The following is a 15,954-nucleotide window of genomic DNA, read 5'->3' on the forward strand; positions in this document are numbered from 1 at the left end:
GACATGAAACTTGCTCAAATTTGAACGAAACGATCGTATCCTTCCCCGCTTTCGCCAGGTTCTTCAATGACTTCCCTCGCCTCCACACATCGCGTCCATTTTGCCGTCGGCGACGAGCACACAGCCAAGGGCGTCGTCGACGCCCTGACCGAAGTTTTTTTTGAGGGCCAGGCCGCAATCGCCGCGTTCGAACGGCCGGATGGCCGATGGGACGTCACGGTGCATTTTGGCGAGCCGCCCGATCAGCCCCTGGTCCGCGAGCTCGTTGCCAATGCGGCCGGCGCGGAAATCGCCGCGGGCATTGCCTTCGATACGGTCGAGGCCAAGGATTGGGTCAAGGCCAGTCTAGAAGACCTTGTTCCCGTGCCGGCCGGACGCTTTGTGGTCCACGGCCAGCATGACCGCGACAGGATCTCGCCCAACAAGCTCGGCATCGAGATCGAGGCGGCGCTGGCCTTCGGCACCGGCCATCACGGCACTACGCGCGGCTGCCTGCTGCTGCTCGATCATGTCCTGAAAGCGTGGCGCCCGCGGCGCGTGCTCGATCTCGGCACCGGCACCGGCGTGCTGGCGATTGCGGCGGCGAAAGCGCTGCACGAAAAGATACTGGCCAGCGATATCGATCCGCCCTCGGTGCAGGTCGCGCGCGACAATGCGCGGCTGAACGTGTCGGGGCATCTGGTGCGGGCGGTCCGCGCCACCGGCTTCTCGGCGCCGCAATTTGCGCAAGCCGCACCGTTCGATCTGGTGCTGGCGAATATTCTGGCCAATCCGCTGCGGCAATTGGCAGGGCCGATGGCGCGGCATCTGGCGCCGTCCGCGCTGGTCATTCTCTCGGGGCTGCTGACGCATCAGGCGCCCGCCGTCATCGCCGCCTATCGCGCCCGTGGGCTGGTTCCCGTGCGGCATCTGCGCATCGAAGGCTGGAGCAGCCTCCTGCTGCGCAAGATGAACTGAAATTCTAATCGGCTAATGTTGGCCCCTTGCGGGCGACCGCGCCCTTCTCTTGCTTCAACGACCGCTTGACGCGCGCTTCCGCGAACCGGTCGAGGATCTGGACGATGACGCCGCGCTGCTTCTTGTTGGCGATGGGCGGCACGGGGCCGCGACGTTCCGGCGGTGAAATCTTCTCAAACGTGAAAACAGGCATGGTGTATCCCCTCTTCGTTGAGTTGAAACACTCCTAGAGCTTCTCCCGGTATCTTGAGCTGAGCGGCTACACCGCAATCCGCTCCGTCCGACTAGCGCGGACCAACATAGTGAAGCACAGATTATGCCAAATTGTGGCGGAGACTGCCGCATTGCGGACCGCTCCACCCAACCCTAAAGTGACCAGGCGATGTTCGAAGCCCATTTCCAGACATTCGAAGAACCCGAAGGCGGCGTGGCGCTGACCGCGCGGCTGGCCCGCTTCCGCGAGGAGCTGGCGCGGCGGAAGTTGACGGGATTCGTGGTTCCGCGCGCCGATCAGCAACAGAACGAATATGTCCCGGCCTCCGAAGAGCGGCTGGCCTGGCTGAGCGGCTTCACTGGTTCGGCAGGCATGGCGATCGTTCTGACGCGCGATGCCGCCGTTTTCGTCGATGGCCGTTATACGCTGCAGGCCGCCAAGCAGGTCGACCGCAAGGCCTGGCAAATCGAGCCGCTGGCCGATCCGCCGCCGGAGCACTGGCTGACCAAGCACCTTGCGGCCGGCGACCGCCTCGGTTTCGACCCGTGGCTGCACACTTCGGCGGCAGCCGAGCGTCTGGCCGCCGCCTGCACCAAGGCGGGCGCGGAACTGATTGCGGTCGAAACCAACCCGCTAGATTCGATCTGGACCGAGCGCCCGGCCCCGCCGCTCGGGCGCGTCGCCACTCACGGCGTGCAGTTTTCCGGCGAGATCGAAGCCGAAAAGCTCAAGCGCATCCGGCTGGAGATCAACAAGCTCGGCGTCGACGCGCTGGTGCTGTCGGACAGCCATGCGGTGGCCTGGACCTTCAACATCCGTGGCGCCGACGTCTCGCACACGCCGCTGCCTTTGTCCTATGCGCTGGTGCCGAAGGACGGCCGCCCCACCATCTTCATCGACCATCGCAAGCTGTCCAACCTGACGCGCGACCATCTCGAACAATCCGCCGATGTGCGGGAGCCCGACGCGCTGGTGCCTGATCTGACTGAGCTTGCGCGCAGCGGCGCCGCGATCGCGCTTGACAGCGCCACCGCCGCGGACGCGCTGAGCCGGCTGATCGCAGGCGCCGGCGGAAAGCCGGTACGCGGCAACGATCCGGTGAGCCTGTTGAAGGCGGTGAAGAATATCACCGAGATCGAGGGCACGCGGACCGCGCACCAGCGCGACGCCGTGGCGCTGGCGCGCTTCCTCGCCTGGATCGACCGCGAGGCGCCGTCGGGCGCGTTGACGGAGATCGATACCGTCGAGGCCTTGGAAACGTTCCGCCGCCAGACCTGCGCGCTGAAAGATGTTTCGTTTCCGACCATCGCCGGCACCGGGCCGAACGGCGCCATTGTCCATTACCGCGTCACCCGCAAGAGCAATCGGCGAATTTCGCCCGGCGACCTGCTGCTGATCGATTCCGGCGCGCAATATGAAGACGGCACCACTGACGTCACCCGCACCATCGCAATCGGCAATCCGACCGACGAAATGCGCGATCGTTTCACCCGCGTGCTGCGTGGGCACATCGCGATTGCACGCGCGGTGTTTCCGGACGGCACCACCGGCGCGCAGATCGACTCCTTTGCGCGGCAATTTTTGTGGCAGGCCGGCCTCGATTTCGAGCACGGCACAGGCCACGGCGTCGGCAGCTATCTCTCGGTGCATGAAGGCCCGGCGCGCATCTCGAAACTTGGCACCACGCCCTTGAAGCGCGGCATGATCCTCTCCAACGAGCCTGGCTACTACAAGACCGACGCCTACGGCATCCGGATCGAGAACCTCGAACTCGTCATCGGGACCGATGTACCCGGCGCCGAGAAGCCGGTGAACGCGTTCGAGACGCTGACGCTGGCGCCGATCGACCGCCGCCTGATCGATGTGAATATGCTGAGCGCAACCGAGCTGAAGTGGCTCAACGACTACCACGAGCGCGTCAACCGCGCGGTGCGCCTGCACCTCGACGACAACACCACGAAGCTGTGGCTGGACGAGGCGACGGCGGCGATGCTGCCGCTGTGAGCCGTCAGTCCGAGGCGCGTCGAAGACGCGAACCCGGAATCTCAAGGTTCCGGCTCTGGTGCGCGCGGTACGCCGAGGCCCACCCTCTACAGCGATGCAGCGCGGGCGGCGGACACAAAATCGCGAAAACAACCCCATGCAAAGTAGACTCCGGCGGTCCAGCCTCCTGCCCGCCTCCCCAATTCAGCATGGCCGCATGCCAAAACATCCCTGTTCGCGCTGAGCCATCTGGTTAAGAGTCCGATCCAAGCAAAACAGGGTCGGAACTGAATGCACGGCGTCGTGGGCAAGCCGCCCGGCGCGACGGACAGTCATGCCGTCGTGACATCGAAAATTATGCTGCTGATGCTGGTGGCGATGACCGGCGTCGCGCCGATCTCGCTTTACATGCTGGTGCCGGCGCTGCCCGTGCTGGCGACGACGTTCGGTGGCGATATTGCCGTCGCGCAGATGACGGTGTCGCTCTACATGGTCGGCATCGCCTGCTCGCAGCTCATCATGGGACCGCTGTCGGACAAGTTCGGACGCCGGCCGGTGCTGCTCGCCGGCCTTGCGCTCATGGTGGCGGCGAGCGTCGGCTGCTCGCTGGCGCAGACGCTGCCGCAACTGATTGCCGCGCGTTTCCTGCAGGCGCTGGGTGGCGCGACCGGCATGGTGGTGAGCCGCGCCATCATACGCGACCTCTACAGCCGCGACCGCATCAGCTCCATGATCAGCCTCGTGATTGCCGTCATGATGATGGCGCAGATGCTCAGCGCGCTGGTCGGCGGCCTCCTGGAGACTGCGTTCGGCTGGCGCGCCATCTTCTATTTCATCACGGCGGCTTCGCTCAGCGTCGCGGTCCTGATCGCGCTGGCGCTGCCCGAGACGCGCGGCGAACGCAGCGAGAGCAGCAGCTTCCGCGGCGACGTCGGCAAGCTGATCCGCAACCGCGCCTTCATCGGCTATGTGCTGTGCCAGGTGCTGGCTTCCCAGATTATTTTCATGTTCGCCGGCGGCGGACCTTACATCGTGGTGACGCAGATGGGCCGAACCACGGCCGAATATGGCGCGTGGTTCGCGACGACAGGATTTGCCTATCTGATCGGCAATGTGTTCTGCGTCCGTTTCGCGCCGCGGCATTCGCTGGAAAAGCTGATCTGGTTCGGGCTCGCGGTGCAATTCGGCGGCGCTCTCTTGAACCTCGTCTTGAGCATTGCCGGGATCAACCAGGCACCGCTTTGGTTGTTCGGCACCCAGATGATCGTGATGGTCGCGAACGCCTTCGTCATGAACAACGCCGCGGCCGGCGCCATCAGCGCGCGTCCCGAGGCCGCCGGCACCGCCTCCGGCGCGATGGGTTTTCTGCAACAGGGCATCGGCGCGCTGGTCTCGCAATTCGGCGCCTATCTCGGCGGCCACTCCACGACCACGCTGCCGCTCACGGCGGCGATCTTCGCACTGTCGATTGCCTGCGTTTCGGTGATGTTCTTCATCGTGCCGCGGCGAACCGTCGTGGTCAGCGAGGAGTTGGTGAAGAAGGCGGAGGAGGAAGAATCGGGGATGTTGTGAGGTGATATCGCTGCCTCAACCGTCATTGCGAGCGCTGCGAAGCAATCCATTTCTCCACGAGCGGCGCTATGGATTGCTTCGTCGCTTACGCTCCTCGCAATGACGTCACTCGCCGATCAGCTTCAGCCACTCGTCCTCGGTCAGCACCGGCACACCGTGTTTCTTGGCCTCGGCTAGCTTGGAGCCCGCGCCGGGCCCAGCGACAACGTAGTCCGTTTTCTTCGACACCGAGCCCGCCGCCTTGGCGCCCAGCCGCTCGGCGGTGGCCTTGGCTTCGTCCCGCGTCATCTTTTCCAGCGAGCCGGTAAACACCACGGTCTTGCCGGCGACGGCCGAATTGCTCTTGGGGCTTTCGGCATCGATGATCTCGCTGAGCTCCTCGACCAGCCGCTCGACGATGCCGCGGTTATGGCTTTCGCCGAAATAGGCGGCGACGCTCTTGATCACGGTGTCGCCGATCTGGTCGAGCGCATCCATCTCGGCGATGGTGTCCTCGTCGCCCTTGGCGACCTTGAGGCAGGCATCGTGGAATGCATCCCAGGAACCGTAGCCGCGCGCCAGCGCCAGCGCGGTTGTCTCGCCGACATGGCGCATGCCGAGGGCGTAGATGAAGCGCTCCAACGAAATGCGGCGGCCGTTCTCGATCGCGGCGAACAGATTGCGCACCGAGGTTTCGCCGTAGCCCTCGATCTCTTCGAGCTTCAGTTTGGTGTTGCGTTTCGGCAGCGTGAAGATATCGGCGGGCTCCCGCACCCATCCCTGATCGAAAAAGTACTGAAGCTGCTTCTCGCCGAGCCCGTCGATGTCAAAAGCCCGGCGCGACACGAACAGTTTCAGATGCTCGATCTTCTGGGACGGACAGGCGAATTCGCCGGTACAGCGGGCGCGCGAACCTTCCTCGCCGGTTGCCGTCTCCTCGCGCACCACAGGAGTGTGCAGCTCGCAGGGACACTTAGTCGGAAATCTGTACTTTTCCTTTCCACGGGGCTTGTCTGCCACAACATCAACGATTTGCGGAATCACATCGCCGGCTCGCTGGACAACAACTATATCTCCGATGCGGAGATCGCGCCCACTTCGCAGAGTCTCGCCTTTTCCACCAATGCCTTTGATGTAGTCTTCATTGTGCAGCGTCACATTCTGCACAATGACGCCACCAACCCCGACCGGCTCCAGCTTGCCAACGGGGGTGAGCGAACCCGTTCGTCCGACCTGGATTACAATGTCGATCAATTTGGTCGTAGCACGTTCGGCCGGGAATTTGTGCGCGATCGCCCAGCGCGGGCGACGAGATACAAAGCCCAGTCGTTGTTGCCAGTCGATGCGGTCAATTTTGTAGACGACGCCGTCGATGTCATAATCAAGCTCGGCGCGCTGCGTCTCGATCTTGCGGTAAAAAGCAATCAGCTCGTCAAGCGAGTGACAGAGTCTAGTCAGCGGATTGGTCTTGAACCCGCAGCGCTCGAACCAGTGGATCATGCCGGTCTGTGTTGATTCCGGCATGGCGCCCATCTCACCCCAAGCATAGGCGAAGAATCCGAGCGGGCGCGAGGCCGTGATGGCCGGATCCTTCTGGCGCAACGAGCCGGCTGCGGAATTGCGCGGATTGGCGAAGATGGTATCGCCAGCGGCTTTCTGGCGCTCATTGAGCGCCAGAAATGCGTGCTTGGTCATGTAGACCTCGCCGCGGACTTCGCAGATGTCGGGGATATTCCGGCCCTTCAGCTTCTGCGGCACGTCTTCGAGCGTGCGGATATTGGCGGTTACGTCCTCGCCTTCCGCGCCGTCGCCGCGGGTGGCGGCGGTGACGAGTTCGCCGCCCTCATAGCGCAGCGACATCGATAGCCCGTCGATCTTCGGCTCGGCACTAAACGCAATCTTCTCGTCATCTTTGAGCTTGAGAAATCTGCGAATGGTTAAAACGAACTCTGCGACATCTTGCTCAGCGAAAGCGTTGTCCAGCGAGCGCATAGGGATCGCATGGCGTATCTTCTTAAAACCGCGAGCAGGAGCGGCACCCACCTGATAAGATTCGGTAAAGAGCGAAACTAACTCGGGAAATCGCTCCTCAATTTGCTTGTACCGCAGTTTCAGCGCGTCATATTCGGCATCAGAAATTTGTGGAGCGTCTCGCTCGTAATACGCCTCGCTGTGCGCCTTCAATTCGGCCGTCAACCTCTCATGCTCCGCCTCGGCCTGCGCCTTGGAGAGTTTTGCGACGTCAGAGAGTGGTTTGGATTTTGTGGATCTGGCCATGGCAATTGAATACGACGAAAGAGTTCCAAGCGCAAAGCCGCCGGAAAGCCACCGGCCCGGCTCTGCGGCGCAGCGTTTCACGCTGCACCGCGTCCGGGACACGAGCAGATCACGCCGTCGCGGCGCGCAGCAGCCGTTCCGCCGCCGCCCGCGCCTCGGCGGTGATCTCCGCCCCCGCCAGCATGCGGGCGATTTCCTCGCGGCGGTGGTCGGCGGCGAGCGCGTTGACGCGGGTGGCGACGCGCTTGCCCTTGTCGAGCGCGTCCTTGGAAATCAAAAGATGCTGGTTCGCCCTTGCGGCAACCTGCGGGGCGTGCGTCACCGCCATCACCTGGACTTGGCCGGCGAGCCGCGACAACCGCGCGCCGATCGCATCCGCCACCGCGCCGCCGACGCCGGTATCGATTTCGTCGAACACCAGCGTGGGCGCCGAGCCGCGATCGGACAGCACCACCTTGAGCGCCAGCAGGAACCGCGACAGCTCGCCGCCGGAGGCGACCTTCATCAACGGTCCCGGCTTTGTCCCCGGATTGGTCTGGACCCAGAACTCGACGCGGTCGATGCCCTGCGGCCCCGGTGACTTCGCATCGGTGTCGACCTGCGTCATGAATTTCGCGCGCTCGAGTTTCAGCGGCGCGAGTTCGGCGTTGACGGCCTTGTTGAGTTTTTCGGCGGACTTAGCTCGGGCCGCCGACAGCTTCGCCGCCGCCGCGCCGTAGCGCTGGTCGGCCTCGGCAGCCGCCACTTCCAGCTTCTTCAGCCGATCCGCACCGGCGTCGATCAGTGCGACATCGGAGACGAATTTGGCGGCGAGTGCCGCCAGCCCATCGACCGGCGTGGAATATTTGCGCGAGGCGGCGCGCAGCGCAAACAGCCGCTCCTCGATCCGCTCCAGCTCGGCCGGATCGAAATCGGCCGCAACCAGCGCGGCGCTGAGATGCTGGTCGGCTTCCTCCAGCGCGTTGATCGCGATGTCGATCGCCTTCACTGCCGGCTCGACCAGCGCAGGCGAATTGGCGGCGCGGCGCTCGAGCCGGCGCACGGCCGCTGCCAGCGCCGGCACCGGCGAGTTGTGGCCGCCGACCGCCTCCTGCGCCTCGCGCAGGTCGCTGGCGATCTTCTCGCCCTGCATCATGGTGGTGCGGCGTTCGGCGAGCGCGGTCTCCTCGCCGTCCTTCGGCTTCAACGCCTTGAGCTCGTCGGCGGCGTGGCGCAAATAATCCGCCTCGCGCGCGGCGCGTTCCATGCTGGCGCGATGCTCATCGAGTGCCTGGTTGGCGGTGCGCCGCGCCTCCCACAGCGTCTCCAGCGCGGCGACTTCTTTTTCCAGCCCGGCAAAGGCATCGAGCAACTGCCGGTGCGTCGAGGCGTCGACCAGCGCGCGCTCGTCATGCTGGCCGTGAATTTCGACCAGCGCCGCGCCGACCGCTTTCAAGGTCTGGACGCTGATCGACTGGTCGTTGATGAAGGCGCGGGTGCGGCCGTCGGCGAGCTGGACGCGGCGAAGAATCATTTCGCCGGTGTCGTCGAGGCCGTTCTCGGAAAGGATCCTTGTCGCGGGATGGCCCTTGGGAACGTCGAAGGTAGCCGTCACCTGGCCCTGCTCCGCGCCATGGCGAACCAAGCCCGCATCACCGCGGCCGCCGAGCGCCAGCGCGAAGGCATCGAGCAGGATGGATTTACCCGCGCCGGTTTCGCCGGTCAGCACTGCGAGGCCACGGGAGAATTCGATATCGAGCCGTTCGATCAGGACGATGTCACGGATCGACAGACGCGCCAGCATGCGAAGTCAATTCCTAGTGGTCCGGTTCTAACATTCGCTCCCCGCCCGGGGAGCCACTTTTGCGAATGTTAGAATCAAAAGGACCACTAGCAAATATAAAGCTGGTAGTGGAGCTTTACGGATTTGACATTCGCTTCACGAAGTCGCGGCAAGTATCGAGCGAATGTCAAATCCGCTCCACTACCCGAGACCCAACTTCTTGAAGGCCCTGGAAATATAGGAACCCTTGTTCTCGCTCGGCTCGAGACCGCCCGACTTTACAAGATTATAGGCGTCCTTGTACCAGCGGCTGTCAGGAAAATTGTGCCCAAGTACGGCTGCCGCCGTCTGCGCCTCGCCGACGATGCCGATCGCCATATAGGCCTCGGTGAGCCGCGCCAGCGCTTCCTCGACATGCCGCGTGGTCTGGTAGCGGGTGACCACGGTCTTGAAGCGGTTGATGGCGGCGGTGTAGTCGCGCCGCTCCATGTAATAGCGGCCGACGTCCATTTCCTTGCCGGCGAGCTGGTCGCGCGCGCCTTCGAGCTTGGCCTTGGCGGAGTTGGCGTATTCCGAGGTCGGATATTTGCGAATCACCTCTTCCAGCGCCGCGATCGCCTTTTCGGTGCGGCCCTGGTCGCGAGAGATGTCCGGGATCTGGTCGTAATGCGATGCCGCGATGAGATATTGCGCGTAAGCCGCATCGGAGCTGCCGGGATGCAGCGTGACGTAGCGGGTCGCTGCGCCGATGCAGCTATCGTAATCGCCGGCATTGTAAAAGGAGTAGGCCGACATCAGGAGCGATTTGCGCGCCCAGTCGGAATAAGGATGTTGGCGATCGACCTCCTCGAATTTCTTCGATGCCGCCTTCAGATCCTTGCGTTGGTTCATCAGGTACAAGCCCTCATTGTAGAGCTTGTCCGCCGGCTCCTCGTTGAAGGTATCGTCCTTGGCGGTGAACTTGTCCCACAGCGCACCGGTGCCGCAGCCGCTCAGGGGAATGGCGAGCGCAATCAGGCCAGCCGCCAGCCGCAACGACCGTGCGGCGCGAGCGAGGCTGGAGCGCCCGAGTGATTTGCCTGGTTCGAGCGTCATACGCTGTGCCGACATGGAATCTGTGACCTGACGCCTTTGATGCGGTTGATGACTGAGCCCGCCCGTCCATGAACCGCGGTCATGGATGCCATATTCCCCGTGCCCCAAATTTCTTGAGCATGGCGCTTGTGGTGCAACCGCAGGCCTCTGTAGCCGAAAATTGGTCCTCGACCAACCGAATACGCAGCCAATTCGCCCGGATTAAGGCGGCTGAACGGCGTCCTTACCAATTGTGGTTACTACAGAAAACGCGCGTGTGCGGCCGGAAAAGTCCGGCGTTCGGAAAGCCAAAATCAACAGATTCCGCAAGCAAAGTCAGGAAACGTCCGGACCATAGGCCGGGGCGATCATGCCGCCCACCATGCCCGCGCCGGCCTCGACATGGGCGCGGGGACGGCGTGCCGGTTCGGCCTCGACCACCCGCCAGGCGCTGCGATCGGCCAACAGAGCGGTCAGCACAGCATGGTTCAGCTTGTGGCCGCCGCGTACCGAACGGTAGGCGCCGAGCAGCGGCAGACCAGCCAGAGTCAAATCACCGACCGCATCCAGCGCCTTGTGGCGGGCGCACTCGTCGCTGAAGCGTAGCCCTTCGGTGTTGAGCAGGCGGGCTTCGTCGAACACCACCGTATTCTCAAACGAGGCGCCGCGCGCATAACCAGCGCTCCAGAGCCGTGCGACGTTGTTCATGAAGCCAAAAGTCCGGGCGCGGGAAATCTCGCGGCGGAAGCTTTCGGGGTTGAGATCGATGGAATATTTCTGGCAGCCGATCATGGCGTTGTCGAAGGCGATCTCGACCTCGACGCGGAACCCGTTGCCATGCGGGCGCAATTCGCCAAAGCTGTCGCCGATCGCGACCTGCACCGGCTTCAGCACCTGAATGAAGCGGCGCGAGGCCGACTGGGTGACGATGCCGGCTTGGTCGATAGCGGCAACGAAAGCCGACGCGCTGCCGTCCATGATCGGAACTTCGGGGCCGTCGACTTCGATTATGGCGTTGTCGACACCCATGCCGCGCAGGGCAGCAAGCACATGTTCGGCGGTGGAGACCAGCGGACCTTCGCGGTCGCCAAGAACAGTAGCAAGATCGGTGGCGGTTACGGAGGCGGCTACTGCGGGAACCTCGCGGTCGGCCTCATCCAGGCCGGTACGGACAAAAATAAAGCCCGCATCCACAGGAGCAGGTCCAAGCGTCAGGCTGACAGGTAATCCGGAATGAACGCCAACGCCCGTTACGGTGGCTTGCGACCGAAGCGTGGTTTGGCGGCTGAATTTCATCGATAACTGCCCACTACCCGACTTAACCCAAAGACGGGAACCGCGCGCTAGCGCGATTCGCGTTCTAGGCATCCCCAAAGTCACGGCAGACCATAGTCATTGCCCTAAGGTGCACAACTCACGCTTCTTTACGGATTGTTACCCTATCTCTGCCGCATTCGCGCCAAGGGTTAACCAAACTCCGACACGGCCAGACGCTGTTCGAGCTTCGGTATCGGATCACGAAATGAATAATTAATCGTTTAAAATCAGTTGGTTGGCCAGCCTGCTGAACCTCGACACCAGGCCAAAGAGAAGGGCCCCGACTGTTCCAGCCGGGGCCCCTTGGATCACCTCGATTGTAACAAAAGCTCAGTTGGCTTGGCGTCGGAGGAAGGCCGGGATATCAAGATGGTCGTCGCCCTGTGGCGCCGGTGCAACAGGTGCTGGGCGGCCGTGGGCGTCCAGACCCTGCGGCGCCGGGCGCTTTGCATACTCCGATACCGGCTCATGATTCGCCATTTGCTGGGCGACGGTGCGCTGCGGCTTGCGTTCGGGCAGCGGCGCCATCGACGGGCCGGAGGCACGTGCCGCGATCGGCGGCTCGGTCTCTTCGTCACGGCGGCCGAGGCCGACATTGGCGAGCCGCTGCAACAGCGACAGCCGCGTCTTCTGCGGATGCTCCTCCTCAGGCTCGCCGCGGGCGTGCCGGATCTCGGCCTGGGCGGGCATCGGGAGGTCCTCGAACTTTGGCATCCGCGGCGCGCGGGCCGGCGGACGTTCGGCCGCCTGCGGGATGAAGGTTTCGGGCGCCGGCGCCTCCGGCTCGACGCGGGCGGCCTCCTTGTGATCCGGGAACAGCGTCGGCTTTTGTGCGATCGGGCGAACCGTGACGTCACCATAGGAGGCTGGCTGGATCGGGGCCTGTTGCGGCGTCTCGACCGCCGCGGCGATCGCAGCGAGCGCGGCTCGCTCGACGTTGCCGCGCTGCGCCGGCGCGGCGGCAGGTGCCGGAGCAGCCGCCTGCGGCGCAGCCGCCGGCTCGAGCTTCTGGGCGCGTTCGGCCAGGCGCGCATTGTCGGCGCGCAGGCGAGCGGTCAGCTCGGCCAGCCGGTTGTCCGGCGAAGACGGGGTGGCACCGGCGGTGGTGGCAGACGTGGTGGCGGTGGCACCGGCGCCCGCGTTGCGCGCAATCTGCGACTGGTCGATGCCGGTGGCGACCACGGAGACGCGGATGATGCCGTCGAGCGATTCGTCGAAGGTGGCGCCGACGATGATGTTGGCATCCTGGTCGACTTCCTCGCGAATCCGCGTCGCGGCTTCGTCGACTTCGAACAGCGTGAGGTCCTTGCCGCCGGTGATCGAGATCAACAGGCCGCGCGCCCCCTTCATCGAGCTGTCATCGATCAGCGGGTTGGCGATCGCGGCTTCGGCCGCGGTCAGCGCGCGCTTCTCGCCGGTCGCCTCGCCTGTGCCCATCATCGCCTTGCCCATTTCCCTCATCACCGCCCTCACGTCGGCGAAGTCGAGATTGATCAGGCCTTCCTTCACCATGAGATCGGTGATGCAGGCGACGCCCGAATAGAGCACCTGGTCGGCCATCGCGAAGGCGTCGGCGAAGGTGGTCTTTTCGTTGGCGACCCGGAACAGGTTCTGGTTCGGGATGATCAGCAGCGTATCAACCACCTTGTGCAGCTCGGCGATGCCGGACTCGGCGGTGCGCATGCGGCGCTGGCCTTCGAAATGGAACGGCTTTGTGACGACGCCGACGGTGAGGATGCCCATGTCGCGCGCGGTCTTGGCAATCACCGGAGCGGCGCCGGTGCCGGTGCCGCCGCCCATGCCGGCGGTGACGAACACCATGTTGGCGCCCGAGAGATGGTCGCGCAGCTCGTCGATCACTTCCTGCGCCGCCGCCGCGCCGACATCAGGCTGGGACCCTGCGCCGAGGCCCTGCGTCACCTGGGTGCCCATCTGCACGATGCGCTGGGCCTTCGACATCGTCAGCGCCTGCGCGTCGGTGTTGGCGACGACGAAATCGACCCCCTGCAACCCGGCAGTGATCATGTTGTTGACGGCATTGCCGCCTGCTCCACCGACGCCGAAGACGGTAATCCGCGGTTTCAGCTCGCTGATGTCAGGGGGGGTCAGATTGAGTGCCATGGTTGCCTCTCCTACGACGCGCGCGTTGGTTCGCCCCGGCCGGCGGCCGCGGGATTTGGTGAAAATCGTTTGGTCACAGGACCGGTCATCAGAAGCCCTCGCGAAGCCATCGTCCGACCTTGCCAAAATAGCCGTCTGTCCCTGTCTTGAGCTGCCGCGTATGCCGCGGTTCGACGTGTTCAAGATGAGCGTATTGCGGATAGACCAGGAGGCCGGTGGGAACCGCGAACGAGGCGCTCTTGGCCTCGTTGGGCAGCCGGCCGAAACCGAGCGGACGGCCGATCCGGACCGGCCGGTTGAGAATGCGGGTGGCGAGTTCGACGGTGCCGGTGAGCTGGGAAGCCCCGCCGCTCAACACAACCCGCGCCCTCGGCTCTGCCGCAAAGGGGGAATCCGCGAGCCGGTCCCGAACCATTTCAAAAATCTCCTCGGCGCGATGCCGGACGATGTTGGCAATCGTGGCGCGCGAGACGATCTGCGGGGCATCGTGTTCCTCGCCCGCAGTCGGTACAGACATCAGCTCGCGCGCGTCGGACCCGCCGGTCAGCACGGTGCCATATAACGTCTTGATTCGCTCGGCATCCGCAATGCATGCGCCGACGCCGCGTGCAAGATCCATTGTCACGTGCTGGCCGCCGAGCGCAAATCCGCTCGCGTGCACGAAACGGCCGCCGGAATATGTCGCAATCGTGGTCGATCCAGCCCCCATTTCGACCACGGCGGCGCCGAGATCGGCCTCGTCGTCGGTCAACACGGACAGGCCTGCGACATAAGGACTCGCCGCCATGGCCTCGACGTTGAGGTGGCAGCGCTCGACCACCAGCATCAGGTTGCGGGCGACGGTGGCATCCGCCGTCACGACTTGCATGTCGACGCCGAACTGGCGCGCAACCATGCCGCGGGGATCGCGGATGCCCTTGACGCCGTCCAACGCATAACCGACCGGGAGCGCGTGCAGCACCGTACGGCCCTCGCCGGTGGCGTGGCGCATGCCGGTGGAGGTCACCCGGGTGACGTCATCAGAGGTGACCGAGCCGCCTCTGATATCGGCGGCGGCCTCGACAAGCTGCCCCTGCAGCCGGCCGCCGGAAACCGACAGCAATATTGATTCAACGCGGACCTTGGCCATGCGCTCGGCCAGCGCCACCGCCTGCCGCACCGCCTGCTCGCATTCGGCGAGATCGACCACGGCGCCCGCCTTGACGCCGCGCGACTGGATCTGGCTGTAGCCGATCAGTTCCACCGCATGGGTACGGCCGCGCAGCGCGTCGCTCGGCGGCGACGGCTTGAGCCGCGCGATCATGCAGGCGATCTTGCTGGTGCCGACATCGAGCGAAGCCACCAGCGCCGTGCGCTTGTGGTCGACGGGACGTGTCTTCGGGGTCTGGTTGCGATCGAGGCCGGTCATGCTGAATCACCGGCCTTCTTCTTGGTCTTCTTGTCCTTGAACAGTTCTTCGCGGGCCTTGGCCGCCTCTTCCGACAATTGCACCGTCAGCCGGTCCGGCAGGCGCATGTCGACGGCGACGATGTCGCGCGAGAACAGCCTGTCCTCCTTGTCGAGCTTGCTCAACATGGCAAGCGCGTTGCCGACGTCGTTCTCCGGCAGGCGAATGTCGAGCCCCTCCTTCAGCCGCAAATTCCAGCGCCGTTCGCCGACCAGGATTGCAGCCTTGGTCACCGAGCGGACCTGCGGATAGCGATCGAGCAGCGCGAGGAAATCACGGGCCCTGACATCGGCGCCCTTGCCCACCACCAACGGCAGCGTCACGAAACGGCGCGACACATAGGGTTCCAGCACCGCGCCGTCCTCGGAGATCACGGACAGCCGTCCATCCTGCTGCCACAGCGCGAACGCCGTGCGCTCGACGATGTCGATCTGCAACTGGCCGGGATAAAGCTTCAGGATGGTCGCGTCTGATATCCACGGGTTGGCCTTGAGCCTGTCGCGCACGGTGGCCGCGTCGAGAAACAACAGCGAGGATCGGCCACTGACGCCGCCGATCGCGAGCACTTCGTCCTGGCTCAGTTGCTTGCGGCCGTTGATGACGACGGTTGTGATGCGGAACCCGGCCGAATTGGCCAGCGCATTGCGGGTATCGCTGAGCGCAACCATGAATTCGTCAACGTGACCGCCCTTGACGATGCCGAGGCCAGCGCTGCCGAGCAGCATCAGCACGGTCAAGGCAATGCCGGTACGATTCGGCAGATAGCGTTCGACCAGAAGGACCAGGCGATTCGGCGGCTCGCGATCGATCATGGGCTTCGCCGGGACGCGGGCGCGACGGCCCAGCCGCTCGCGCAGCAGCACGACCGCTCCAATAGCGGCTGCTTTCAGGTCAGCCTGGGGCCCCACTGATCTCAGCGACCGCGTGAGGCGTCCTGCACCATCCATTGCACGAGCCTGTCCAAGTGTTGTTCCCGCAAGCTTTTTTGCGGATCCTGGCCCAGATGACGTCTCGGCGTTGCCGGACTTAAGTGCTGACCTGAACTCGGAACAGCGCACCCCGGCAGCCAAGCGCCACATGCGCCGCCAGCGTTAACCTTCGTTCTTCCTGGTAAACAAAGTGTAAAAACGGGGGGCTGGTGATGCGCTTTGGCCCGTCTTTTGAGTGGTTTGCCGGACAATTCTTAGGATTTTAGCAACATTTCTCGTGGCGCGGTTAGTTCCGGGTTAACGGCCTGTTAACGGGCCGGCC

The 15,954-nt window shown here is 64.0% G+C and carries 11 protein-coding genes; 3 read left to right on the top strand and 8 right to left on the bottom strand.

Annotation, left to right across the window (positions count from 1 at the left end):
• Window positions 1-66 precede the first annotated feature (66 nt).
• Complete coding sequence (locus tag CQ13_RS33220; RefSeq protein ID WP_057846996.1) at window positions 67-957, top strand: 50S ribosomal protein L11 methyltransferase; 891 nt, start codon at window positions 67-69, stop codon at window positions 955-957.
• A gap of 4 nt (window positions 958-961) precedes the next feature.
• Here CQ13_RS33220 and CQ13_RS33225 read toward each other — a convergent pair whose 3' ends face one another.
• Window positions 962-1,150 carry a hypothetical protein gene (locus CQ13_RS33225; RefSeq protein WP_057846997.1) on the bottom strand — a complete coding sequence of 63 codons (189 nt, stop codon included), beginning with the start codon at window positions 1,148-1,150 and terminating at the stop codon, window positions 962-964.
• A gap of 189 nt (window positions 1,151-1,339) precedes the next feature.
• Here CQ13_RS33225 and CQ13_RS33230 point away from each other — a divergent pair, with 189 nt between their 5' ends.
• A complete protein-coding gene (locus CQ13_RS33230; RefSeq protein ID WP_057846998.1) occupies window positions 1,340-3,175 on the top strand; it encodes an aminopeptidase P family protein in 1,836 nt (611 codons plus the stop codon).
• 270 nt (window positions 3,176-3,445) lie between these two features.
• Entirely contained in the window at window positions 3,446-4,726 is a 1,281-nt protein-coding gene (locus tag CQ13_RS33235) for a multidrug effflux MFS transporter (protein ID WP_057846999.1), read from the top strand.
• A 105-nt stretch (window positions 4,727-4,831) separates the two neighbouring features.
• On the opposite strand, the gene ligA is transcribed toward CQ13_RS33235, so the two are convergent.
• From ligA to CQ13_RS33270, 7 genes are all read right to left on the bottom strand, one after another.
• On the bottom strand, window positions 4,832-6,982 hold the full coding sequence (gene ligA, locus CQ13_RS33240; protein WP_057847000.1) for an NAD-dependent DNA ligase LigA: 2,151 nt from the start codon (window positions 6,980-6,982) through the stop codon (window positions 4,832-4,834).
• Between the two features lie 109 nt (window positions 6,983-7,091).
• Entirely contained in the window at window positions 7,092-8,765 is a 1,674-nt protein-coding gene (gene recN / locus CQ13_RS33245; protein WP_057847001.1) for a DNA repair protein RecN, read from the bottom strand.
• A 180-nt stretch (window positions 8,766-8,945) separates the two neighbouring features.
• Window positions 8,946-9,854, bottom strand: a complete 909-nt coding sequence (locus tag CQ13_RS33250; protein ID WP_057847002.1) for an outer membrane protein assembly factor BamD — start codon at window positions 9,852-9,854, stop codon at window positions 8,946-8,948.
• 300 nt (window positions 9,855-10,154) lie between these two features.
• Complete coding sequence (lpxC, locus tag CQ13_RS33255; protein ID WP_057847003.1) at window positions 10,155-11,114, bottom strand: UDP-3-O-acyl-N-acetylglucosamine deacetylase; 960 nt, start codon at window positions 11,112-11,114, stop codon at window positions 10,155-10,157.
• A 351-nt stretch (window positions 11,115-11,465) separates the two neighbouring features.
• Window positions 11,466-13,256: a cell division protein FtsZ gene (gene ftsZ, locus CQ13_RS33260; protein WP_057847004.1), complete on the bottom strand. Its 1,791-nt coding sequence runs from the start codon at window positions 13,254-13,256 to the stop codon at window positions 11,466-11,468.
• 88 nt (window positions 13,257-13,344) lie between these two features.
• Window positions 13,345-14,664, bottom strand: a complete 1,320-nt coding sequence (gene ftsA, locus CQ13_RS33265) for a cell division protein FtsA (RefSeq protein WP_057847005.1) — start codon at window positions 14,662-14,664, stop codon at window positions 13,345-13,347.
• A complete protein-coding gene (locus tag CQ13_RS33270) occupies window positions 14,661-15,650 on the bottom strand; it encodes a cell division protein FtsQ/DivIB (RefSeq protein ID WP_057847006.1) in 990 nt (329 codons plus the stop codon). The genes ftsA and CQ13_RS33270 overlap by 4 nt, the downstream gene beginning before the upstream one ends.
• Window positions 15,651-15,954: the final 304 nt, after the last annotated feature.

It is taken from the genome of Bradyrhizobium retamae (assembly GCF_001440415.1).
In the GTDB taxonomy this organism is placed as follows: domain Bacteria; phylum Pseudomonadota; class Alphaproteobacteria; order Rhizobiales; family Xanthobacteraceae; genus Bradyrhizobium; species Bradyrhizobium retamae.

Bases quoted from the DNA above. Each gene is read 5' to 3' on its own strand.
- CQ13_RS33220 (WP_057846996.1), top strand. From the start codon at position 67: ATGACTTCCCTCGCCTCCACACATCGCGTCCATTTTGCCGTCGGCGAC.
- CQ13_RS33225 (WP_057846997.1), bottom strand. From the start codon at position 1,150: ATGCCTGTTTTCACGTTTGAGAAGATTTCACCGCCGGAACGTCGCGGC.
- CQ13_RS33230 (WP_057846998.1), top strand. From the start codon at position 1,340: ATGTTCGAAGCCCATTTCCAGACATTCGAAGAACCCGAAGGCGGCGTG.
- CQ13_RS33235 (WP_057846999.1), top strand. From the start codon at position 3,446: ATGCACGGCGTCGTGGGCAAGCCGCCCGGCGCGACGGACAGTCATGCC.
- ligA (WP_057847000.1), bottom strand. From the start codon at position 6,982: ATGGCCAGATCCACAAAATCCAAACCACTCTCTGACGTCGCAAAACTC.
- recN (WP_057847001.1), bottom strand. From the start codon at position 8,765: ATGCTGGCGCGTCTGTCGATCCGTGACATCGTCCTGATCGAACGGCTC.
- CQ13_RS33250 (WP_057847002.1), bottom strand. From the start codon at position 9,854: ATGTCGGCACAGCGTATGACGCTCGAACCAGGCAAATCACTCGGGCGC.
- lpxC (WP_057847003.1), bottom strand. From the start codon at position 11,114: ATGAAATTCAGCCGCCAAACCACGCTTCGGTCGCAAGCCACCGTAACG.
- ftsZ (WP_057847004.1), bottom strand. From the start codon at position 13,256: ATGGCACTCAATCTGACCCCCCCTGACATCAGCGAGCTGAAACCGCGG.
- ftsA (WP_057847005.1), bottom strand. From the start codon at position 14,664: ATGACCGGCCTCGATCGCAACCAGACCCCGAAGACACGTCCCGTCGAC.
- CQ13_RS33270 (WP_057847006.1), bottom strand. From the start codon at position 15,650: ATGGATGGTGCAGGACGCCTCACGCGGTCGCTGAGATCAGTGGGGCCC.